At 69.8% G+C, this 20,610-nt stretch carries 20 protein-coding genes and 1 rRNA gene; 11 read left to right on the top strand and 10 right to left on the bottom strand.

The window, feature by feature from the left end:
• Positions 1 to 189 precede the first annotated feature (189 nt).
• Positions 190 to 1,718: ribosomal RNA gene (locus AC5677_RS22325) — 16S ribosomal RNA — on the bottom strand.
• An 881-nt stretch (positions 1,719 to 2,599) separates the two neighbouring features.
• Here AC5677_RS22325 and trpS point away from each other — a divergent pair.
• Positions 2,600 to 3,625, top strand: a complete 1,026-nt coding sequence (trpS, locus tag AC5677_RS22320; protein WP_497189691.1) for a tryptophan--tRNA ligase — start codon at positions 2,600 to 2,602, stop codon at positions 3,623 to 3,625.
• A 59-nt stretch (positions 3,626 to 3,684) separates the two neighbouring features.
• Here the strand turns inward: trpS and proC are convergent, their stop codons facing one another.
• The 3 genes from proC to AC5677_RS22305 form a co-directional block, all read right to left on the bottom strand.
• Positions 3,685 to 4,494: a pyrroline-5-carboxylate reductase gene (proC, locus tag AC5677_RS22315; RefSeq protein ID WP_497196713.1), complete on the bottom strand. Its 810-nt coding sequence runs from the start codon at positions 4,492 to 4,494 to the stop codon at positions 3,685 to 3,687.
• A 96-nt stretch (positions 4,495 to 4,590) separates the two neighbouring features.
• Positions 4,591 to 5,367 (bottom strand): ABC transporter permease, encoded by a 777-nt coding sequence (locus tag AC5677_RS22310; protein WP_497189690.1) that lies wholly within the window; start codon positions 5,365 to 5,367, stop codon positions 4,591 to 4,593.
• Entirely contained in the window at positions 5,364 to 6,191 is an 828-nt protein-coding gene (locus tag AC5677_RS22305) for an ABC transporter ATP-binding protein (protein WP_497189689.1), read from the bottom strand. Before AC5677_RS22305 ends, AC5677_RS22310 begins: the two co-directional genes overlap by 4 nt.
• A gap of 259 nt (positions 6,192 to 6,450) precedes the next feature.
• Here AC5677_RS22305 and AC5677_RS22300 point away from each other — a divergent pair, with 259 nt between their 5' ends.
• From AC5677_RS22300 to AC5677_RS22290, 3 genes are all read left to right on the top strand, one after another.
• Positions 6,451 to 6,882, top strand: a complete 432-nt coding sequence (locus AC5677_RS22300; protein ID WP_497189688.1) for a hypothetical protein — start codon at positions 6,451 to 6,453, stop codon at positions 6,880 to 6,882.
• A gap of 151 nt (positions 6,883 to 7,033) precedes the next feature.
• Complete coding sequence (locus AC5677_RS22295; protein WP_497189687.1) at positions 7,034 to 8,617, top strand: SulP family inorganic anion transporter; 1,584 nt, start codon at positions 7,034 to 7,036, stop codon at positions 8,615 to 8,617.
• 75 nt (positions 8,618 to 8,692) lie between these two features.
• Positions 8,693 to 10,105, top strand: a complete 1,413-nt coding sequence (locus AC5677_RS22290) for a M1 family metallopeptidase (RefSeq protein ID WP_497189686.1) — start codon at positions 8,693 to 8,695, stop codon at positions 10,103 to 10,105.
• A gap of 16 nt (positions 10,106 to 10,121) precedes the next feature.
• On the opposite strand, the gene sigJ is transcribed toward AC5677_RS22290, so the two are convergent.
• The gene (gene sigJ, locus AC5677_RS22285; protein ID WP_497189685.1) at positions 10,122 to 11,057 is read right to left on the bottom strand and encodes an RNA polymerase sigma factor SigJ; all 936 of its coding nucleotides are present in this window, start codon (positions 11,055 to 11,057) and stop codon (positions 10,122 to 10,124) included.
• 116 nt (positions 11,058 to 11,173) lie between these two features.
• On the bottom strand, positions 11,174 to 12,022 hold the full coding sequence (locus AC5677_RS22280; RefSeq protein ID WP_497189684.1) for a class I SAM-dependent methyltransferase: 849 nt from the start codon (positions 12,020 to 12,022) through the stop codon (positions 11,174 to 11,176).
• A 335-nt stretch (positions 12,023 to 12,357) separates the two neighbouring features.
• Here AC5677_RS22280 and AC5677_RS22275 point away from each other — a divergent pair, with 335 nt between their 5' ends.
• Positions 12,358 to 13,329 carry a glycoside hydrolase family 113 protein gene (locus tag AC5677_RS22275; protein ID WP_497189683.1) on the top strand — a complete coding sequence of 324 codons (972 nt, stop codon included), beginning with the start codon at positions 12,358 to 12,360 and terminating at the stop codon, positions 13,327 to 13,329.
• 62 nt (positions 13,330 to 13,391) lie between these two features.
• Here the strand turns inward: AC5677_RS22275 and AC5677_RS22270 are convergent, their stop codons facing one another.
• Together AC5677_RS22270 and AC5677_RS22265 are read right to left on the bottom strand one after the other, a co-directional pair.
• On the bottom strand, positions 13,392 to 13,940 hold the full coding sequence (locus AC5677_RS22270) for a hypothetical protein (protein WP_497189682.1): 549 nt from the start codon (positions 13,938 to 13,940) through the stop codon (positions 13,392 to 13,394).
• Positions 13,941 to 14,026: 86 nt separating this feature from the next.
• Positions 14,027 to 14,455 carry an SH3 domain-containing protein gene (locus AC5677_RS22265; protein ID WP_497189681.1) on the bottom strand — a complete coding sequence of 143 codons (429 nt, stop codon included), beginning with the start codon at positions 14,453 to 14,455 and terminating at the stop codon, positions 14,027 to 14,029.
• Positions 14,456 to 14,664: 209 nt separating this feature from the next.
• On the opposite strand from AC5677_RS22265, the gene AC5677_RS22260 reads away from it, so the two are divergent.
• Positions 14,665 to 16,956: a serine/threonine-protein kinase gene (locus AC5677_RS22260; protein ID WP_497189680.1), complete on the top strand. Its 2,292-nt coding sequence runs from the start codon at positions 14,665 to 14,667 to the stop codon at positions 16,954 to 16,956.
• Between the two features lie 15 nt (positions 16,957 to 16,971).
• Here AC5677_RS22260 and AC5677_RS22255 read toward each other — a convergent pair whose 3' ends face one another.
• Positions 16,972 to 17,382 carry a hypothetical protein gene (locus tag AC5677_RS22255; RefSeq protein WP_497189679.1) on the bottom strand — a complete coding sequence of 137 codons (411 nt, stop codon included), beginning with the start codon at positions 17,380 to 17,382 and terminating at the stop codon, positions 16,972 to 16,974.
• Positions 17,379 to 17,588: a hypothetical protein gene (locus AC5677_RS22250; protein ID WP_497189678.1), complete on the bottom strand. Its 210-nt coding sequence runs from the start codon at positions 17,586 to 17,588 to the stop codon at positions 17,379 to 17,381. Before AC5677_RS22250 ends, AC5677_RS22255 begins: the two co-directional genes overlap by 4 nt.
• Positions 17,589 to 17,757: 169 nt before the next feature.
• Here AC5677_RS22250 and AC5677_RS22245 point away from each other — a divergent pair, with 169 nt between their 5' ends.
• The 5 genes from AC5677_RS22245 to AC5677_RS22225 all read left to right on the top strand — a co-directional run bounded on the left by AC5677_RS22245 (position 17,758) and on the right by AC5677_RS22225 (position 20,559).
• The gene (locus tag AC5677_RS22245) at positions 17,758 to 18,600 is read left to right on the top strand and encodes a helix-turn-helix domain-containing protein (RefSeq protein WP_497189677.1); all 843 of its coding nucleotides are present in this window, start codon (positions 17,758 to 17,760) and stop codon (positions 18,598 to 18,600) included.
• Entirely contained in the window at positions 18,582 to 18,872 is a 291-nt protein-coding gene (locus AC5677_RS22240; protein WP_497189676.1) for a DUF397 domain-containing protein, read from the top strand. The genes AC5677_RS22245 and AC5677_RS22240 overlap by 19 nt, the downstream gene beginning before the upstream one ends.
• Before the next feature lie 160 nt (positions 18,873 to 19,032).
• Positions 19,033 to 19,224, top strand: coding sequence for a hypothetical protein (locus AC5677_RS22235; RefSeq protein WP_497189675.1), 192 nt, complete (start codon positions 19,033 to 19,035; stop codon positions 19,222 to 19,224).
• Positions 19,208 to 19,732 (top strand): DUF6879 family protein, encoded by a 525-nt coding sequence (locus AC5677_RS22230; RefSeq protein WP_497189674.1) that lies wholly within the window; start codon positions 19,208 to 19,210, stop codon positions 19,730 to 19,732. The genes AC5677_RS22235 and AC5677_RS22230 overlap by 17 nt, the downstream gene beginning before the upstream one ends.
• On the top strand, positions 19,729 to 20,559 hold the full coding sequence (locus AC5677_RS22225) for a helix-turn-helix domain-containing protein (RefSeq protein WP_497189673.1): 831 nt from the start codon (positions 19,729 to 19,731) through the stop codon (positions 20,557 to 20,559). The genes AC5677_RS22230 and AC5677_RS22225 overlap by 4 nt, the downstream gene beginning before the upstream one ends.
• Positions 20,560 to 20,610: the final 51 nt, after the last annotated feature.

Here is a 20,610-nt window from a genome sequence, read left to right as displayed (position 1 = left end):
CCGTACCCTCAGATACCCAACAACGTGCCCGGCCCACCATCTCAATCCCCACGTTCCACGCCGAAGCAGTACTAGTGACAACCAATTAAGTGCGCCGAATAGTCAACGTTCCACCCATGAGCTGACCACCGTCGGACATTTGCCGACGTAGTGGCTCTGGATCCCTTACGGGATCTAGATGCTCCTTAGAAAGGAGGTGATCCAGCCGCACCTTCCGGTACGGCTACCTTGTTACGACTTCGTCCCAATCGCCAGTCCCACCTTCGACGATTCCCTCCCACAAGGGGTTGGGCCACCGGCTTCGGGTGTTACCGACTTTCGTGACGTGACGGGCGGTGTGTACAAGGCCCGGGAACGTATTCACCGCAGCAATGCTGATCTGCGATTACTAGCAACTCCGACTTCATGGGGTCGAGTTGCAGACCCCAATCCGAACTGAGACCGGCTTTTTGAGATTCGCTCCACCTCGCGGTATCGCAGCTCATTGTACCGGCCATTGTAGCACGTGTGCAGCCCAAGACATAAGGGGCATGATGACTTGACGTCGTCCCCACCTTCCTCCGAGTTGACCCCGGCAGTCTCCTGTGAGTCCCCATCACCCCGAAAGGCATGCTGGCAACACAGAACAAGGGTTGCGCTCGTTGCGGGACTTAACCCAACATCTCACGACACGAGCTGACGACAGCCATGCACCACCTGTACACCGACCACAAGGGGGACCCTGTCTCCAGGGTTTTCCGGTGTATGTCAAGCCTTGGTAAGGTTCTTCGCGTTGCGTCGAATTAAGCCACATGCTCCGCTGCTTGTGCGGGCCCCCGTCAATTCCTTTGAGTTTTAGCCTTGCGGCCGTACTCCCCAGGCGGGGAACTTAATGCGTTAGCTGCGGCACGGACGACGTGGAATGTCGCCCACACCTAGTTCCCAACGTTTACGGCGTGGACTACCAGGGTATCTAATCCTGTTCGCTCCCCACGCTTTCGCTCCTCAGCGTCAGTATCGGCCCAGAGATCCGCCTTCGCCACCGGTGTTCCTCCTGATATCTGCGCATTTCACCGCTACACCAGGAATTCCGATCTCCCCTACCGAACTCTAGCCTGCCCGTATCGAATGCAGACCCGGGGTTAAGCCCCGGGCTTTCACATCCGACGCGACAAGCCGCCTACGAGCTCTTTACGCCCAATAATTCCGGACAACGCTTGCGCCCTACGTATTACCGCGGCTGCTGGCACGTAGTTAGCCGGCGCTTCTTCTGCAGGTACCGTCACTCTCGCTTCTTCCCTGCTGAAAGAGGTTTACAACCCGAAGGCCGTCATCCCTCACGCGGCGTCGCTGCATCAGGCTTTCGCCCATTGTGCAATATTCCCCACTGCTGCCTCCCGTAGGAGTCTGGGCCGTGTCTCAGTCCCAGTGTGGCCGGTCGCCCTCTCAGGCCGGCTACCCGTCGTCGCCTTGGTAGGCCATCACCCCACCAACAAGCTGATAGGCCGCGGGCTCATCCTTCACCGCCGGAGCTTTCCACACGGAGGTCATGCGACCCCGTGTCGTATCCGGTATTAGACCCCGTTTCCAGGGCTTGTCCCAGAGTGAAGGGCAGATTGCCCACGTGTTACTCACCCGTTCGCCACTAATCCACCACCGAAGCGGCTTCATCGTTCGACTTGCATGTGTTAAGCACGCCGCCAGCGTTCGTCCTGAGCCAGGATCAAACTCTCCGTGAATGTTTACCCGTAATCGGGTGACACTCGCGTTGAGCGGAACGAGCGGGCGGAATAAGCCCGCTACGTTCACAGCGTCCTCGCTGTGTATTGCCTACCGTCACACAAGATGTCGGCAGGACTTTCAAAGGAACCTCATCTCCCGGATGTTTCCGGTCGACGGGGTATCAACATATCTGGCGTTGACTTTTGGCACGCTGTTGAGTTCTCAAGGAACGGACGCTTCCTTTGTGCCTGTTTCACCAGGCTCTCCGGGCGCTTCCCTTCGGTCTTGCGTTTCCGACTCTATCAGATCCTTGCGGCCCCGATTTTCGCCGGTGCGTTTCCGCCTTTCGGCTTCTTCGCGTTTCCAACCTTACCAGATCCGTTTCCGTCTCCGGCCCCCTGTTGGAGCGGGGTTGGCCGCTTCGCTTTCGCTTTTCGGCCTTTCCGACTGTATCAGATCCGATTTCGTTCCGTTTCCGGTTCGAATTCAGTTCCGATTTCCTGTCGGGGTCACTACTTTAGCGGAATTCCTCGGTGACTCATAATCGAGTCCCGGTCCGAATTTCGGCATGCCGAAATTGTTCCCGGTGAGGGGCCGTGCAGTAGTGGTGTGCCGCGAAGCGGCGGGATGGTTGTCCGGGGCCTGCTGGCTCCGTGGCAACTCGGAGGACACTACACGAGGGGGTGAGGTTCTTCAAACTCCCGCCGGGCGCGGGGTGTGGGGGTACTTTGGGGTCCATGACTTCGCATGCGCTCGTACAGCTGTGGTGGCCCGCCTGACGGCGGCCGCCCCTTTGCGCATGCATGACCACGGCCGCCGCTTCGGCGGCCGTTCGCGTATCTCCATCTCGTAGCCGGCCGGTGAGTGCGGCGGTCCCGGACGGTGTTGGGAGAGATGGATGTTGGGTTCGCGGGCTACGGGTGTTGCTGGGCCTCGGGTCTTCAGTGGGGTGCAGCCGACGGGGCATCTGACGTTGGGGAACTACCTGGGGGCGATGCGGCGCTGGGTCGAGGTGGATCAGCGGCGGGGCGACGCGTTGTTCTGCGTGGTGGATCTGCATGCCCTGACCGTGGAGCACGATCCGGGGCGGGTGCGGCGGCTGACCCGGCAGGCGGCGACGCTGTTGCTGGCGGCGGGGCTGGATCCGGAGCGGTGCACGGTGTTCGTGCAGAGCCATGTGGATGAGCATGCGCGGCTGTCGTATCTGATGGAGTGCACGGCCTCCGACGGTGAGATGCGGCGGATGGTGCAGTACAAGGAGAAGTCGGCGCAGGTGGCGGCGCGGGGTGGGAGCGTGCGGCTGTCGTTGCTGACGTATCCGGCGCTGATGGCGGCGGACATCCTGGCGTACGGGACGCAGGAGGTGCCGGTGGGGGCGGACCAGACGCAGCATGTGGAGCTGACGCGGGATCTGGCGGTGCGGTTCAACCAGCGGTACGGGCCGACGTTCGTGGTGCCCAGGGCGACGCATCCGAAGGTGGCGGCGCGGGTGATGGACCTTCAGGAGCCGACGTCGAAGATGGGGAAGTCGGGGCAGGGGCGGAAGACGGGGGTGGTCTATGTGCTGGATGAGCCGGAGGTGGTGCGGAAGAAGGTCATGCGGGCGGTGACCGATGGGGGGAGTGAGGTGGCGTATGCGCCGGAGGAGCGGCCGGGGGTGGCGAATCTGCTGAATGTGCTGGCCGCGTGTACGGACGGGGATCCGCGGGAGCTGGCGGGGGCGTACGGGTCGTACGGGGCCTTGAAGAAGGACACGGCGGACACGGTGGTGGAGACGTTGCGGCCGGTGCGGGAGCGGCATGCCGCCCTGGCGGCGGACACGGGGTATGTCGATTCCGTGTTGCGGGGCGGGGCCGAGCGGGCCCGGTCGCTGGCGCGGCCGCGGGTGGACGCGGCGTATCGGGCCGTGGGGCTGCTGGCGTAGGTGGGACGGGCGGGGCGCGTGGTGTGGCGCCCCGCCCTTGGGTCAGCCGTTGCCGTAGGTCAGCCGTTGCCGGAGGCCAGTTCGCGGCTGCGGTCCCGGGCGGCTTCGAGGGCCGAGATCATGGCGGCGCGGACGCCGTGGTTCTCGAGTTCGCGGATGGCGTTGATGGTCGTGCCGGCCGGGGACGTGACGTTCTCGCGGAGGGTGACGGGGTGTTCGCCGCTGTCGCGGAGCATGACCGCGGCGCCGATGGCGGCCTGGACGATCAGGTCGTGGGCCTTGTCGCGGGGGAGGCCGAGGAGGATGCCGGCGTCGGTCATGGCCTCGACGAGGAAGTAGAAGTAGGCCGGGCCGGAGCCGGAGAGCGCGGTGGCGGCGTCCTGCTGGCTCTCGGGGACGCGGAGGGTCTTGCCGACGGTGGAGAAGATCTCCTCGGCGAGGGTGAGGTGGGCGGCCGTGGCGTGGGTGCCGGCGGAGATGACGGACATCGCCTCGTCGACGAGGGCGGGGGTGTTCGTCATGACCCGGACGACGGGGGTGTTGGTGGCCAGGCGTTCCTCGAAGTACGAGGTGGGGATGCCGGCGGCGCCGCTGATGACCAGGCGGTCGGCGGGGACGTGCGGGGCGAGCTCGGTCAGGAGCGTGCCCATGTCCTGGGGCTTGACCGTGAGGATCAGGGTGTCCGCGGACTCGGCGGCCTCGGCGTTGCTGACGGCCTCGACGCCGTAGCGGTCGTGGAGCGTCTTGGCGCGTTCCTGGCGGCGGGCTGTGACCAGCAGGTCGGAGGGGGCCCAGCCGCCTCGGATCATCCCGCTGAGCAGGGCTTCGCCGATTTTTCCGGTGCCGAGGACGGCGACCTTCTGGGTCATGCTGCGGTTCACCTCGCCGATGGTGCCTGATCGGTTACGCGGTCATCCTCGCACCTGGTGGCGCGGGGTGCCGGGGCGTATCGAGGGCCGGACGCGTCAGGCCGTGCGGCGGCGGAGGGTGGCGGCGCCGAGGGCGAGGACGAGCAGGGCGCAGCCGCTGACGATGAGGGTGTCGCGGACGAAGTCGGTGGTGATGCCCGGGTGGTGGAGGACCTCGGCCATGCCGTCGACGGCGTAGGACATGGGGAGGACGTCGGAGAGGGCTTCCAGGGCCGGCTGCATGGTGGCGCGGGGGGTGAAGAGGCCACAGAGCAGGAGCTGGGGCATCAGGACGGCGGGCATGAACTGGACGGCCTGGAATTCGGAGGCGGCGAACGCCGAGACGAAGAGGCCGAGGGCGGTGCCCAGAAAGGCGTCGAGGACGGCCACCAGGAGGAGCAGCCAGGGGGAGCCGGTGACGTCGAGGCCGAGGAGCCAGACGGACAGGGCCGTGACCAGGGCGGACTGGAGGGCTGCCAGGAGGCCGAAGGCGAGGGCGTAGCCGGTGAGCAGGTCGGCCTTGCCCAGGGGCATGGCGAGCAGGCGTTCCAGGGTGCCGGAGGTGCGTTCGCGGAGGGTGGCGATGGAGGTGACCAGGAACATCGTGATCATCGGGAAGATGCCGAGGAGGGAGGCGCCGATGGTGTCGAAGGTCTCCGGGCGGGCGTCGAAGACGTAGCGGAGCAGGGTGATCATCGCGCAGGGGACGACGAGGAGCAGCGCGAGGGTGCGGGGGTCGTGGCTCAGCTGTCTCAGGACGCGGGCGGCGGTGGCCAGGGCGCGGGACGGGGAGAGCGGCGGGGTCGTGGCGGGGTGGGGTGCGGGGGTGGTCATCGGGCCGACTCCTCGGGGGTGGGCTCCGGCTGCGGGGCGGCGGCCTCGTCGACGAGGTGGAGGAAGGCGGCCTCGACGGTGGGCGAGCCGGTGCGCTCGCGCAGGGCGTCGGGGCCGTCGGCGGCGAGGATGCGGCCCTCGCGCATCAGGAGGAGGTGGTGGCAGCGCTCGGCCTCGTCCATGACGTGGGAGGAGACGAGGAGGGTGGTGGCGCGGGTGGCGGCGAGGGTGTGGAAGAGGTTCCACAGGTCGCGGCGGAGGACGGGGTCGAGGCCGACGGTGGGCTCGTCGAGGACGAGGAGTTCCGGGGCGCCGAGGAGGGCCACGGCGAGGGAGACGCGGCTGCGCTGGCCGCCGGAGAGCCGTCCGGCCAGGGTGTCGGCGTGCCGGGTGAGGTCGACGTCCTCGATGGTGCGGGTGACGGTGGCACGGCGGGCGGCGCGGGCGGCGCGGCCGGGGTGCAGTACGGCGGCGAAGTAGTCGAGGTTCTGGCGGACGGTGAGGTCGTCGTATACGGCCGGGTCCTGGGTGACGTAGCCGATGCGGGGGCGCAGGCGGGGGTGGCCGGCGGGGTGGCCGAGGACGTCGAGGGTGCCGGTGAGGTGGGCCTGGGTACCGACGACGGCTCGCATGAGGGTGGTCTTGCCGCAGCCCGAGGGGCCGAGGAGGCCGGTGATCCGGCCGCGGGGGATGTCGAAGGCGAGGTCGTCGAGGACGGTGTGGCCGCCTCGTACGACGGTGAGGTGGTGGGCGTGGACGGCGGGGGCCGTGCCGGAGGGGGCGGTGGGGGCGGCCGGGGCGCGGGAGTGGCGCAAAAAATTCATCACGCGATGAATAGTCCTGGCGGGTGGCGTGCCCGTCAAGCGGTGCGGGCGGACTTCCGTGCCGTGGGGCGTGTGCGGGGCCGGGTCGCGCGCCGGCGGGCGCCGGGGCGATCGGAGCTGATCGTTCCTTTTCGACAGTTCCGGGTTTACATGGCGGTTACATACCGAGTTGCGACGGGACGTGTCCTCTTGGACAGAATGGAGGGCACTGTCCAGCCACACCGAAACGCGCCGGAACGCGCCGGAACCGGAAGGGGCGATGATGGCCGGCAGTCATTTCTGTGGCCGCGGTCGCGGCCGGTTCCTGTTGTTCGTCGTGGCCGTCCTGGCGGCGGCCCTCGTATTTCCGGCGGGTGCCGGGGGTGGCTACGGGGAGGCGTCCGGCGCGAGCGCGGCGGCCGCGCGGACGGCGGCCGGCGGGTCCGGCCCCGGCGCCCCGGCCGCCGCCCCGGTGGCGCTGGACACCCATGACCATCCGGAGACCGCCACCGACCGCGTGCGGCCGCGCCGCGGCGGACGGCCGGCGGCCGCGGTGTCCGCGCCGCCGCCGCTGTCCACGCCCCTGTCGACCGCCTCCCCGGCGCGCGAACCCGCCGGGCTGCCCGCGTCCGTACCGCTGACCGGGCAGCAGGCCGTCCCGTTGTCGAGATCCGGCGAACTGCCGGGCCGACTGCTCGTCTTCCGCTGCTGAGAGTCACGAGCCGAACGACGCTCCCGGGCTTCCCCCGCCCGCGCATTTCCGACGGATCCAGCCGTCACCTTCACGGCGCCACGTGGCGCGCGCCCCGCTGCGCGCCGCCGCGTCGCGCGCCACCGCATCCCGTCACGCTGGAGGCACTCTCATGCAGAAATCCCGGCAGATGTTCCCGCGTCTCACGGCCCGCATAGCCGCGCGCCGCTCCCAGCCCCCGTCCGCACGACTGTCCCCGCGCCGGTCCCCCTGGCACTTCGCCACCTGGCGGGCCGACTTCACCGCATCGCTCGTCGTCTTTCTCGTCGCCGTCCCGCTGTGCGTGGGGGTGGCCGTCGCATCCGGGGTGCCGGCCGAGCTGGGGCTGATCACCGGGATCGTCGGGGGGCTGCTCACCGGGCTGCTGCCCGGCAGCAGTCTCCAGGTCAGCGGGCCGGCCGCCGGGCTGACCGTGCTGGTCTACGAGGCCGTGCGGGAGTACGGGCTCGGCGCTCTGGGGGTGCTGGTGCTGGCCGCCGGGGTGCTGCAGCTGGCCATGGGGGCGCTGCGGCTGGGGCGGTGGTTCCGGGCGATTTCCGTTGCGGTGGTGCAGGGCATGCTGGCGGGGATCGGACTGGTGCTGATCGCCGGGCAGTTGTACGCGCTGATGGATGCCAAGGCGCCCGGAAACGGTCCGGCCAATGTGGCCGGGCTGCCGGGGCTCGCGGCCGAGACCGCCGGGTCCGGGCCGGGGCTGGCGGCGCTGGCGGTGGGCGTGGCGACCATCGGCGTGCTGCTGCTGTGGCCGCGCTGGCGGCGGGCGGCGGAGGTGCTGCCCGCTCCGCTGGTGGCGGTGGTGCTGACGACGGCGGTCGTGGGCGTCCTGGATCTGCCGGTGGCGCGGGTCGAGGTGCAGGGGCTGCTGGAGGCCGTGCAGCCGCCGGGCGGGGCGGACTTCGCCCGGCTGGCGGAGGCGGGGGCGATCGCCGGCGCGCTCGGCACGGTGCTCGCGTTCGCGCTGATCGCCTCGGCGGAGTCGCTGTTCAGCGCGGCCGCGGTGGACCGGCTGCACGACGGGCCGCGTACCGAGTACGACAAGGAGCTGATGGCGCAGGGCGCGGGCAATGCGGTGTGCGGGCTGCTCGGGGCGCTGCCGATGACGGCCGTGATCGTGCGCAGCGCCACCAATGTGCGGGCGGGCGCGCGGACCAAGGCCTCGCGGGTGCTGCACGGTGTCTGGCTGCTGGTGTTCGCGGCGGCGTTCCCGGCGGCCCTGGGCGTGGTGCCGGTCGCGGCGCTGGCCGGCGTCCTGGTGCATGCGGGCTGGAAGCTGATCCCGGTGCGCGAGCTGCGCCCGCTGTGGCGCGAGCACCGGGGCGAGGCGGTGGTGCTGATGGCGACGGCGCTGGCGATCATGGCCACCAACATGTTCGAGGGGGTGCTGCTGGGGCTGCTGATGGCGGTCGCCAAGTCGGCGTGGGAGACCTCGCACGTCCACCTGGAGATCGCGGGCACGGAGGAGTCCGGGGAGACTCCCCCGTCCGGCCGGCCCCTGTGCGTACGGGCGGTCGGGCATGCCACCTTCCTGCGGCTGCCGAAGCTGCTCGACCAGTTGGAGGCGCTGCCCCGGGACCGGGAGATCGAGCTGGACCTGTCCGGGCTGCGGCACCTCGACCACGCCTGCGCGGCCGCGCTCGGCAACTGGTCGGAGCAGCGCCGTCCGGGGCGGAACGCCTCGTTGCACAACAGCCGCTAAACGGAAAGGAACGGCGTTCGGGCAGAAACCGCCGTAGGGTCGGGAGACTTGTCGATCACCGACCCTAGGAGTGCTGTGACGACCCGCCGGCCCCTGCGCTACTGCGGTGCGACCGCAGCGCTGTCCGTCGCCCTGCTGCTGTCCTCCTGTACGGGCGGAACGGCGTCCTTCACGGGAAAGGCGGGCGCCGGCGGGGTCGGCGACCCGCTCTTCCCGGCACTCGGCAACGGCGGCTATCAGGTCACCCACTACGGGCTCACCCTCGACTACGACGTCAAGAAGCGGTATCTGGACGCGACCGCCCGCATCACCGCCGAGGCCACGCAGAACCTGACGTCGTTCAGCCTCGATCTCCAGGGGCTGAAGGTGTCCGGAGTGCAGGTCGGCGGCAAGGACGCGGACTTCTCCCGCAAGGGGCACAAGCTGCGGATCACGCCGGCGACGGGGCTCAGGAAGGGCGCGACATTCCGTACGACCGTCACCTACAGCGGGACGCCGCAGGAGGTGACGGACCCGGACGAGTCGACGGAGGGGTGGGTCAAGACCGCCGACGGCGCCTTCGTCTCCGGGGAGCCGGAGGGGTCCATGGCCTGGTTCCCGAGCAACAACCACCCCAGCGACAAGGCCACTTACGACTTCACGATCACCGTGCCGAAGGGCTACACGGCCGTCGCCAACGGGGAGCTGCGGTCGCAGAAGACCGCCGACGGCCACACGACGTTCATCTGGCACAACGGCCAGCCGATGGCCAGCTATCTGGCGACCGCCGGCATCGGGCACTTCCGCTTCACCGTGGACCGGATGCCTGACGGGCTGCCGCTGTACGAGGCGGTGGACCCGGCGGAGGCGGCCGACAGCGCGGAGGCGCTGAGCAGGCTCCCGGAGATCATCACCTGGGAGAAGAAGCTGTTCGGCCCGTACCCCTTCCGCTCCGCGGGCGCGATCGTCGACAACACCCCGCCGCGGATCGACTGGCTGGCCCTGGAGAGCCAGACCAAGCCGGTCTACGCGGGGGCGCCGGACACCGAGACCGTGGTGCACGAGATGGCCCACCAGTGGTTCGGCGACTCGGTCACGCCGAAGACCTGGCAGGACGCCTGGCTCAACGAGAGCTTCGCGACCTACACCGAGTGGCTGTGGGCGGAACGCGAGGGCGGCCCCACCCCCCAGGAGCAGTTCGACGAGCTCTACAAGCTGGGCAAGAAGGACCCGCTCTGGAAGTTCCCGCCCGGCAAGCCCGGCAAGCCCCAGAACGTCACCGCCGACCCCGTCTACTACCGCGGCGCGATGCTGCTCCAGCAGCTGCGGGACGCCGTCGGCGACAAGACCTTCTTCAAGATCCTCAAGGAGTGGCCCGCCAAGTACCGCTACGGCAACGCCGATGCCGCGGACTTCATCGCCTTCTGCCAGGAGCGGACCGACAAGGACCTGACGGACCTCTTCGACGTCTGGCTCTACGGGAAGGGCAAGCCGGACCGGACGTTCTGAGGCACTCCCCCGCCCCTCACAGCCGGTCGAAGTCCAGATGCCCGAGCTTGTCGGGGTTGATGACGGCGTCCACCTCCGTGATCCGCCCGTCGTGGACGGTGAAGGCGAGGACGCCCTCCTGGTCGCCCGCGGCGCCCGCGTAGACCAGCCCGGTGGCGCCGTTGACGTCCCGCAGCGCGACCCGCATCGTCGACGGGTCGTAGCCGCGGGCGACCAGGCCGAGCGCGTAGCGGGCGACCTTTTCGCGGCCCAGGACCGGGCGGCGGGCGGCGGACACCTTGCCGCCGCCGTCGGAGCGCCAGATGACCTCCGGGTCGAGTACGGACAGCAGCGCCTCGAAGTCGCCGCCCATGACGGCGGACAGGAACGCCTCCACGGTGCGCCGGTGTTCCGCCCGGTCGACGGTGCGGCGCGGGGCCTCGGCGCGCACCCGTCGGCGGGCGCGGGAGGCGAGCTGGCGGACGGATTCGGGGGTGCGGCCGACCGCCTCGGCGATCTCCGGGAAGGGGACCGCGAAGACGTCGTAGAGGATGAAGGCGGTGCGTTCGGCGGGGGTGAGGCGTTCCAGGACGGTCAGCAGGGCCATGCCGACGGATTCGTCGAGGGTGACCCGGTCCTCGGGGGCGGCCCCGGTGGCGTCGGCGGGTGCGTCGGCGAGCAGCGGCTCCGGGAGCCAGGGCCCGACGTACAGCTCGCGGCGGGCGCGGGCCGAGCCCAGCAGGTCGTAACAGATGCGGCTGACCACGGTGGTGAGGTAGCCGCGCGGATTGGCCACCGGCGGGTCGTCGGGCAGCGCCTGCCAGCGCAGCCAGGCCTCCTGTACGGCATCGTCGGCGTCGCTGACGGTGCCCATGATCCGGTAGGCGACGGCCCACAGGCGGCTGCGCTGCTCCTCGAAGCGGGCGAGGCGGTCGCCGCCGGGGATGCTCTGGGTGTCGTGTGCGTCCGTCACGGGGTGCTCCTCTGCCTCGTCCGACTCGTCTGACTCGTCTGCCTCGCCGGTACCTCCGGCTCGTTCGGCGCTTTCGCCCCGTTGGGCCTTCGGTGCCTTCGTTGCCTTCGTCGCCCTTAGGACGACGCGGCCGGGCGGAGTGTGACAGTGAGGTCGACGCCGTACCGCTCCTGGACGATGCCGTCCGGGAAGACGTCCAGGAGGGCGGCGCGTTCGTCCTCCAGGATGGCGGCGGCGGTGACGGTGTCGAGGACGGCGAACTGGGAGTGGCTGCCGAGCATCGAGATGTGGGTGTCGAGGGGCACCGGCCGGGTCCAGTCCGCGGCCCGGAAGGCGGGCCGCAGGCCGTGGCGGCGGAACAGCGTGTCGGGGTCGTCCGTGATGCGGTGGCGGTCGTAGCCGAACAGCCGACGGGCGAGCCGGGCGTCCTGGTCGGCGGCCCAGCCGGTCTCCCGGTACGGGATGTTCCACCACAGGGCGAGCGCGCCGCCGGGGCGGAGCACCCGCATCGCCTCGGGGACCGAGCGGGCCGGGTCGGTCCAGTGCCAGGCCTGGGCGTAGCAGACGAGGTCGAAGGCGGCGTCGGCGAACGGCAGGGCGTCGCCGCTCGCGCGGACCAGCGGGGTGGCGGGGAGGTCGGCGCGCAGCTGCGCGGCCATGCCGGCGCCCGGTTCCACGGCCGTGACGTCGGCGCCGCGGGCGGCCAGCAGCCGGGTGGCGATGCCGGTGCCGGCGCCGACGTCCAGCACCCGGGCGCCCTTCAGGGAGCGGCCGGAGCGCTCCTCGATCGCGTCGAAGAGCTCCGGAGGGTAGCCGGGGCGGGATGCCGCGTACTGGGCCGCCACCGCATCGAAGGACCGGGAGCGGGCGGCGCGGGTGGACGACCAGGGCTGCTGGGGCTGCTGGGGTTGCTTGGGGTGCTGGGGCTGCTCGGGGTCTTGGGACTGTGGAGGCTGTGGGGGCATGCGGGTCATCCTGCCGTCGAGTGCGGGGCCCGGCCCGGAATTTTGCGAAAGGTATGCCCCTCCGGCTGCTGTGCATTTTCCGCCGGCAGGCGGGGCGATTGCGTTTCTCGTGAGGGGCGGTGCCCCGTGGGCGCTGGGCGGAAGGAGATCTTTCCCTTTTCTTGATGTCCGGCGACTCGGCGGGCCGCTGCGACATACTCCGCCTGAAGAATTGATGCTCGGGCCCATAGCCGCGCCGACCGCGCGGTGGAGGGCCCCATCAGACCCAATCCTCTTCCCTCACCACGCAGTTCACAGGGCGGCCGGGGAGAGGCCGGAGAGAGTAAGAGGTCGATGTGCGCGCACGGGGTATCAACTACGACACCGGATTTCTGCCCGGTGAAGAGCTTTCCCGCAAGAGCTTCACCGAGGAGGCCGTACAGCGGGACATGGCGGCGATCGCCCATGAACTGCACTGCACCGCGGTACGGATTTCGGGCGGGCACCCCGAACGCCTGAGTGTGGCGGCCCGCCATGCCGCCGAGGCCGGCCTGGAGGTGTGGTTCGCGCCGTTCCCGGTGGATCTCGGGGTGGCCGAGCTGCTGCCGTTCTTCGCGGACTGCGCGGAGCGGGCCGAGGCCGTCCGGGCGGCCGGGGCCGAGGTGGTGTTCGTCGCCGGATGCGAGATGAGCGCTTTCTGCCACGGGTTCATTCCGGGGGAGACATACGGGGAGCGACTGCAGGCGATGGTGACCGGCGACCAGGACTGGTGGATGTCGCTGGGGCCCATACGGGAACGGCTCAACGGCTTTCTCGCGGAGGTGGCCGAGGCGGTCCGGGGCCGGTTCGGTGGCCGGATCACCTATGCCTCGGGGCCGTGGGAGGCCATCGACTGGCGGCCGTTCGATGTCGTCGGCGTGGATGCGTACCGGGCCGCGTACAACGCCGGCACGTTCCTGGACGAGCTGCGCGGGCACTTCGCCCACGGCAAGCCGGTCGCGGTGACGGAGTACGGCACCTGCGCCTACCGGGGTGCGGGCGAGCTGGGCGGGATGGCCTGGCGGCCGCCGCAGGGCGCGGTGCCGGACGAGGGCGAGCAGGTGCGCTATCTGACGGAGCTGCTGGACATCTTCGAGGCGGAGGGGGTGGATACGGCGCTGTGGTTCACCTTCGCCGGGTTCGGCAAGGTGGCGGACGGCGGCGATCCGTCCTCGGGCGAGGACCTCACGTCGTACGGCGTGGTGCGGATGGTCGGCCCGGAGCGGTGGGAGCCGCGGGCGGTGTTCCACACCATGGCGGAGCGGTACCGGCGCGGCGTCGAGCGCTAGGGGCCCGTCCAGCGGCGAGCGCCAGGGGACCGTCCGATGGGCGCCGCCCGACGAGCCGGGGCCTAGCGGCGCTTCTTCCCCTTCGGGCGGGGCTTCTTCGCGGCCGGGTTGCCGGTACGGGAGTTCCGTCGCCGCTCGTGGCGCTCGCGGGCTGCGGTGTACTCGGCGCGGCGCAGCTTCTCGCCGGGGGCTTCGACGAGGCTGCGGCAGAAGTAGGCCAGCAGCGAGCCGATGAAGCCGATGAGCATCAGGCTCTGGGCGGACTTGTCGGCGGCGCTCTCGCTCGAAGGGTCGGGGCGCTTCCCGAACCCCTCCCAGGTGCGGCGGAAGGCGAGGGCGCTGCAGATGGCGAATCCGGCGACGACGAGGACGCTGACGAGCGGGCCGACGTTGCCGAACTCCAGGCCCTGGAAGGCGAAGCGCAGGATGAGCGCACCGAGGGCGGCGAGCGCGAGCGAGCCCACCGCGACGGCGGCGCGGCGCAGTGCGTAGCCGCCGTCGTGATGGACCCAGGTGGTGCCGAAGAAGCGGATTTCCTCGGGCTGCGGGCCGCCGGTGGCCGCGCCGCCGTCCCGCTCCGGGCCGCCGGGTGCCGTGTGCGCTTCGCTCATGGCATCGATTATCCCCGGCGACCGGTCGCCGTCGGCCGGTGCGGCGGGGCGGCGCGGATCGGCCGGCGCGGCCGGTGCGGCGCGGCTCAGCTGGAGCAGCGCGGCGCGACCGGGCCGCTGCTGCCCGTCCGGACATACGCGTCGGAGACGTACTGGCCGGGCCCGATGCTGTCCCAGATGTCCGTGGTGCCGTAGGGGCCGGTGATCCGCTGGCCGCGTCGCTGGCACTGGATCTGGATCCAGGCGCCGCCCGGCAGCTTCCGGACGACCGAGGCGGCGGTCGAGGGGCCGCTGCGGACCTTGAGCTGCTGCCCGGGGGCGATCTGGTAGGTGCGGCGGGTGGCGGCGGCCTGGACGACGGGCGCGTCGGAATCCGTGGCGGTTTCCTTCTCGGACCGCACGCCGGACGCCGGGCCGGCCCCCGTGCCGGACGCCGGGCCGGAGCCCAGGTCGGAGTCCAGATCCCCGACGAGCGCATCCAGGTCCGGGAAGTGCCGATGATCCTCAGTGGTCATTTCGCGTTCCCCCGTATGTGACTTTTGCGTGGTTGATATGTGGCGAGTATGTGATGCGTACGCGATCCGTCGATACCCGTGGCTCTGGGCATTTTCGGACGCGCAACGCGCACGCTAGCAAGCCTCGTTCATCTCGTACGTGTCATCGACTAGGCTCCGCGCGTCGCACCTGCGACCGAATTGCATGGGTAGGACACGGGGGTGGAACAATGCCGCCGCTGCGTAATTCCGGGGACGGCCCGGAAGCGGAGCGTCCGGAATACGCCGGTCAATATCGCCTGGAGGCACGGCTGGGCTCCGGCGGTATGGGCGTGGTGCATGTGGCGCGCTCATCTTCCGGGTTGTCGCTCGCGGTCAAGGTCATTCACGCCGAGTTCGCCCAGGACTCGGAGTTCCGGGCGCGGTTCCGGCAGGAGGTGGCGGCCGCGCGCCGGGTCAGCGGGGCTTTTACGGCGCCCGTCGTGGATGCCGATCCGGATGCGGAACGGCCCTGGATGGCCACCCTCCACATTCCCGGCCCCACCCTTTCCGACCATGTGAAACGGAACGGGCCGCTGGCGCCCAACGAGGTACGGAAGCTGGCCGCGGGACTCGCCGAGGCGCTGCGTGACATCCACCGCGCCGGGGTCGTCCACCGCGATCTGAAGCCGTCGAATGTGCTGCTGGCCGCCGACGGCCCGAAGGTCATCGACTTCGGAATTTCCCGGCCGTCGGACAGCGAAATGCGCACCGAGACCGGCAAGTTGATCGGTACTCCGCCGTTCATGGCGCCCGAGCAGTTCCAGCGGCCGCGCGAAGTGGGGCCGGCGGCGGATGTGTTCGCGCTGGGTTCGGTGCTGGTGCATGCCGCCACCGGGAGCGGGCCGTTCGACTCGGACAGCCCGTATCTGGTGGCGTATCAGGTCGTGCACGACGAGGCGGATCTGACGGGGGTGCCGGAGGAACTGGCGCCGCTGATCGAAAGCTGCCTGGCGAAGGATCCGGCGGACCGGCCGACGCCCGGCGAGCTGATGGAGCTGCTGCACACCGAGATCCATACGGAGCTGGACCTCGGCCTGCCCCCGGTCCCCACGGCGTCCACGTCGCCCGCGCACCGGCCGGTCTCCGCGTCCCCGCGCATACCGGCCCAGCGGCAGCCGGCGGGCGCCGCCTCCGCCCCGTCCCCCGCCGAGACCACCCATGTACGCGCCCGCACGGCCCTGCCACCGGACCCGCCCGAGGAGACCGGAGGGGACGGAAGGAACGGAAGCAGCGGACGGGCCGGACGGGAAGCAGGCGCCGCCGCAGGAAAGTCGCGCCGCTGGCCGGTATGGGCGGCGGTGGCGCTGCTGATCGCCGGGTCCGGTGTCTTCGCGGGCGTACGGGCCCTGTCGTCCGGCGACGACTCCGGCCTCCAGACCCGCCCGCCGCAGGCCGAGGCCGCGATCCGCCCCTGGCACACCACGGTCGTCCAGCGTTCCCCCGGCCACCGTTCCGAGCTGCCGTTCTGCGCGGCCGGCCCGGGTGCGGTCTTCTGCTCGCTGTCCGGGCTGCGGGCCGGCCGCTTCGACGCCGACACCGGGCGGGCGTCCTGGCGCCGCGACGCCAAGGTCGCGCTCCGCACCGACGCGCCGCCGAGGGCACCGGTGCTGTCCGGCGGGCTGCTGTACGTCTGGACCGCCGACGGCAAGCGGCTGGAGGCGCTCGACCCGTCGGCCGAGGGGACGGGCGCCACGCGCTGGAGCCAGGACCTGGCCGGATACGAGGTGGCGGCCGTCATCGGCAACCGAGTGCTGCTGTCCGCCGGCGACGGCACGGTGACCGCGCTGGACAGCACCACCCACCGGCAGAGCTGGCGCAAGCGCTACCCCGCGCACACCCCGGCGACGTTCTTCTCCTACGGCGACCCGCACACCGCCTACGCCGTCGGCCTCACCCCCGACAGCAAGGGCACCCAGGTCACCGCGATCGACCTGAAGGACGGCGCGGTCCGCTGGGCGCGGCGCCTGCCCGGCTCGCTGACCCCCGCCGGTGTCGGCTCGTCCGGCGCGCTCTATTTCACCGCCGCCGACCCCATGCAGCCCATGACCACCACCGCCGTCGTCCGCTACGACCCGGGCACCGGCCGCCCGCGCCGCATCCCGCTGGACAGCCCGCTCGACGGCCTCGTGACGGCCGCGGTCCACGGCGAGACGGTCTACGTCCTCGCCGAGGGCGGCTCCCTTCAGGCCGTCGGCGCACGGAAGTGGAGCACCGAGACGTCGGTCAGCCGCGCCTCGACGCCCGTACTGAGCGGCGACCGGCTCTACTTCACCGCACCGGACGGCCGCCTGCTGGCCGTCGACACCCGCACCGGCACGCTGCTCGGCCAGACCCCGCCCCGTCTGGCGGCCGACCGGCACAACGGCTACCTCGACGTCCTGCCCGCTCCGGTGCTCGACGCCCGCCACGGCCGGATCTTCGCGTCGGCGCCCGACGGCACGGTCTTCGCCGCACCGACCAAGGACCCCGCCCGCTGGTGACGCCCGGCACCGCGGTCAGCCCGCTGCCGTAAGGGGCCACGCGCCCCATTGTTCGCCGGCGCCGACGCCGACGAAGGCGCCGGGATCCGCCTCGTGGCAGGGACAGGCGCAGACCTCCCAATGGACGCCGGGGGCCGAGGTGATCTCGGGCCCCGGCGTCCCCTTGTTGCAGGCCGCGTGGGTCCCGATATGGCAGGCCGGTGAGACGTACGGCGCCAGGATGTACGGCCGTACGAGCCGCGGGGTGTCCACGAACAGCCCCCCGTCGGCCGCATCGCGCGCGTACGGACTCCTGTGCCGCGGCAGCCGCCGACGGCGCCGGGGGCCCGGCGCGGGCTCCGGCTCCGGTACGGCGGCGGCGCGGTGCCTCCCGTACGCGGGGAAGAGCCGCACGAGCACGGCCCGTACGAGCCGCCGCCCGCTCACCGCTCCGCCGCTTTCCGGAGCACGGCGATCAGCCGGTGGGCCGTCTCCAGATTGCAGCGCCCCAACTCGACCAGCGCGCGGGGCTGTACGTGACTCAGCCAGACCGGGTCGACGCCGAGCGACGGCAGCACGATGCCGACCTGCTGGAGTGCGGCCGCCAGCTCATCGCAGGCCGCGTGCGCTTCGCTGTGGGGTTCTGTGGTCATTTGGTGCCGCTCCCGGTTGTCGTTTCCCTGCGTCGCACGCCGGACGCTGACTACCGTGAGTGGTCCGGCCATCACGAGAATGGACCGGCAAAAGGGCGCAACCCGCCACATGCGGCTCGTAGCTCCGCGCCCTGGGCGCTTGTTCCACACGTTCCCCGGAGGAGGTCGCATGCCGCCCAGAAGTGTCGTCACCGGACGAAGCACGGACCCGCGTCGACGATTCGCGGAGGAGCTGCGATTACTGCGCACGCGGAGAGGCGAGAGCCTGCGCCAGCTCGGCAGCGCGCTGGGGTGGGACGCGTCCCTGTTCGGGAAGATGGAACGCGGCCAGACGATCGGAGGCCCGGAGGTCGCCGAAGCGCTCGATCAGCATTACGGGACGCCTGGATTGCTGCTGGCGCTTTGGGAGTTGGCGGCGGCGGATCCTACGCAGTTCAAGGAGCGGTACCGCCGGTACATGCTTCTGGAATCCGAAGCGGCGAGCCTCTGCCACTACGGAGTCAGCACCGTTCACGGGCTGCTCCAGACGGAGGGCTACGCACGGGCCCTGCTCACGGCAGGTGGCATCAGCGGCGACGCACTGACACGGCAGGTGGATGCGCGCATAGGGCGCCGCGAAGTACTGCACGCAGAAGGCGCGGCGCAGTTCCGCACCATCCTGTCCGAAGCCGTCCTGCGCACGCCGCTGGGCGACGCCAGCGAGTGGCGTCAGCAGCTTGAGCACCTCATGGCCATGGGGGAGCAACCGAACGTCACCGTTCAGGTCGTGCGGTACGAGGTCGGGCTGCACGCCCTGTCGAACACCGACACCATGCTCCTGCGGCTCCCCGGCGGCCCCACCGTGGCTTGGGTGGAGACCGGATATTCGGGCGAACTCGTCCAGGAATCGGAACCAGTTGAGCGTCTGCAACGCGCGTACGATGCGGTGCGGGACCTGGCGTTGAGCCCGGCCGACTCACGGAAGTTCATCAACCAGACGTTGGAGGAAGTGCCGTGCGAACCATCGACCTGAGCACCGTCACCTGGCGCAAGAGCAGCTACAGCAACCAGGACGGCGGCGCCTGCATCGAGGTCTCCGACGACTTCCTCGCCACCGCCACCTGGCGCAAGTCCAGCTACAGCAACCCGGACGGCGGCCAGTGCATCGAGGTAGCCGACAACCACCCCGCCCTCGTCCCCGTCCGCGACAGCAAGGACCCCCACGGCCCCGCGCTCGTCTTCCCCGCGGCCGCCTGGTCCTCGTTCGTCACCACCGTCAAGGGCAGTGAACTGCCCGACGCCTGACGCCCCAAGCCCCAAAACCGGCCCCCGTCGCTACCGCGGCGGGGGCTGGCTCCGCGGTTTCCCGTTCCGTCAACCAAGATCCCTTGACCCCTGGGTCACAGCCTCGGGAGCATCGAGGCAACGCCGCGAACCAGCGGCACGGCAGAGGGGGACGGTGACCATGAAGGTGACCAAGCTCGTCAGTTCCTGCGACAAGAAGGACTGCCCGACGCTGTACGCGACGGACCGTGACACGCTCCTGGTACAGGGGGAAACCCCGGCCAACCACGGCTTACGGATTCCCGCTCACGAAACCCTCGTGGAGATCCCGATTGACCTCATCCGGAAGGCCATCCGTGACCAGCTCATCTAAGACCCTCGGAGATCTCTTCGACACATTCGAGCGAGAGGCATTCCGGCTGGAAACCCTGGACGACTACAGCAACTCCGGGAATGTCGACGCCTATCGAATTTTCCTGGCCGGCCAACCTCAGCCGCAGGACTACAACTCCCGATGGGTGGGCGAGGTCAAGTCGCACACGAGTCAGGGAAAGCGCATGTATCGCGTGCACATCCTGACCCGCCCGCTGACGAACTATCTCAGGTACGAGCTCGGGTGGGGCTATCAGAAGAACATGACCGGCGGGGAAGAGTTCTTCATCCTCGACGTCACCGAACAGCCCAACCCTCTGGCGGACGTCCCAGATTTCTGGCTCTTCGATGCGGAGAGCGCCGCCGCCATGCGCTACGACGATCACGGCGCGTTTCTAGGGGCGGACGTGCTGCCGCCTGACCGCGCGGCAGAGTTCGTCGGTTACCGGGACGAGGCGCTTGCACGCGCGGTGCCCTTCACCGACTGGTGGGCCAAGCACGGCGAGTGAATAGAGCACAGCTCGGGGCCGCGCTGCGGGCACTACGCTTGGCATCCAAGAAGGAGGCCAAGGCGGTGGCCCGCAGCGCACTCATGTCGCCGTCCAAACTTTCCAAGATCGAAAATGCCAAGCTGTCGCCGAGCCCGGCCGACGTCGAACGAATCCTGAGCGCAATCGGCGTATCGGATGAGGTCAAAGCGGAGTACGCGAACGCGGCACGCGCCGCCGCGACCGAGGTGACCGCCTGGCGAATACTGCATCGGGCAGGCCTCCACAAGGGCCAGCAGGCCACCCAGGCGCTCGAAGCGCAGATGACCACGCTTCGGCTCTTCCAATCGGCCCTGGTTCCCGGACTGCTCCAGACACCGGAATACATCAAGGCCATTCTGCAGCGTCACGATCTGAGCGAAGGGTCCCTGGCACGCACCATCGCCGGGAGAATTGATCGTCAGGGAGTCCTCTACGCCGGCACCAAATCATTGCACTTCATTATCACGGAGCCGGTTCTCCGATGGAGAATCGCATCGCCACAGATGATGGCCGCTCAGCTCGACCGGATCGTCTCCATCTCCCGGCTACCCCACGTGGATATACGGATTGTTCCCCTCACCGTGCAGCAAAACGATGTAGCGAACCACTCTTTCGTCATCCGGGACGACCGGATGGTGACCGTCGAAACGGTTCACGCAGAGGTGACCGTAACCGACCCACGGGACGTCCAGCTCTACGTTCGGAAGTTCCAGGGTTTCGAGGAGATAGCCCTGTCGGGCGAAGGAATGCGCGACATGCTCGAACGCATCAGGGACGAATTCTTGCGGGAACAGGAAACAGGCTAGGCCGGGTGCCGACCGCTGCCGAAGATAAATCCGTGCCGACAGACGGTCGGC

Source organism: Streptomyces sp. JLSY215, assembly GCF_059682825.1.
The sequence above is the reverse complement of the archived record's forward strand: the minus strand, read 5'-3'. Positions and strand labels throughout refer to the sequence as shown.

Excerpts from the sequence above, each read along its gene's own strand:
- AC5677_RS22235 (WP_497189675.1), top strand. The coding sequence starts at position 19,033 with ATGAAGGTGACCAAGCTCGTCAGTTCCTGCGACAAGAAGGACTGCCCG.
- AC5677_RS22265 (WP_497189681.1), bottom strand. The coding sequence starts at position 14,455 with ATGACCACTGAGGATCATCGGCACTTCCCGGACCTGGATGCGCTCGTC.
- AC5677_RS22305 (WP_497189689.1), bottom strand. The coding sequence starts at position 6,191 with ATGAATTTTTTGCGCCACTCCCGCGCCCCGGCCGCCCCCACCGCCCCC.
- AC5677_RS22295 (WP_497189687.1), top strand. The coding sequence starts at position 7,034 with ATGCAGAAATCCCGGCAGATGTTCCCGCGTCTCACGGCCCGCATAGCC.
- AC5677_RS22250 (WP_497189678.1), bottom strand. The coding sequence starts at position 17,588 with ATGACCACAGAACCCCACAGCGAAGCGCACGCGGCCTGCGATGAGCTG.
- AC5677_RS22260 (WP_497189680.1), top strand. The coding sequence starts at position 14,665 with ATGCCGCCGCTGCGTAATTCCGGGGACGGCCCGGAAGCGGAGCGTCCG.
- AC5677_RS22245 (WP_497189677.1), top strand. The coding sequence starts at position 17,758 with ATGCCGCCCAGAAGTGTCGTCACCGGACGAAGCACGGACCCGCGTCGA.
- AC5677_RS22310 (WP_497189690.1), bottom strand. The coding sequence starts at position 5,367 with ATGACCACCCCCGCACCCCACCCCGCCACGACCCCGCCGCTCTCCCCG.
- trpS (WP_497189691.1), top strand. The coding sequence starts at position 2,600 with ATGTTGGGTTCGCGGGCTACGGGTGTTGCTGGGCCTCGGGTCTTCAGT.
- proC (WP_497196713.1), bottom strand. The coding sequence starts at position 4,494 with ATGACCCAGAAGGTCGCCGTCCTCGGCACCGGAAAAATCGGCGAAGCC.
- AC5677_RS22300 (WP_497189688.1), top strand. The coding sequence starts at position 6,451 with ATGATGGCCGGCAGTCATTTCTGTGGCCGCGGTCGCGGCCGGTTCCTG.
- AC5677_RS22280 (WP_497189684.1), bottom strand. The coding sequence starts at position 12,022 with ATGCCCCCACAGCCTCCACAGTCCCAAGACCCCGAGCAGCCCCAGCAC.
- AC5677_RS22270 (WP_497189682.1), bottom strand. The coding sequence starts at position 13,940 with ATGAGCGAAGCGCACACGGCACCCGGCGGCCCGGAGCGGGACGGCGGC.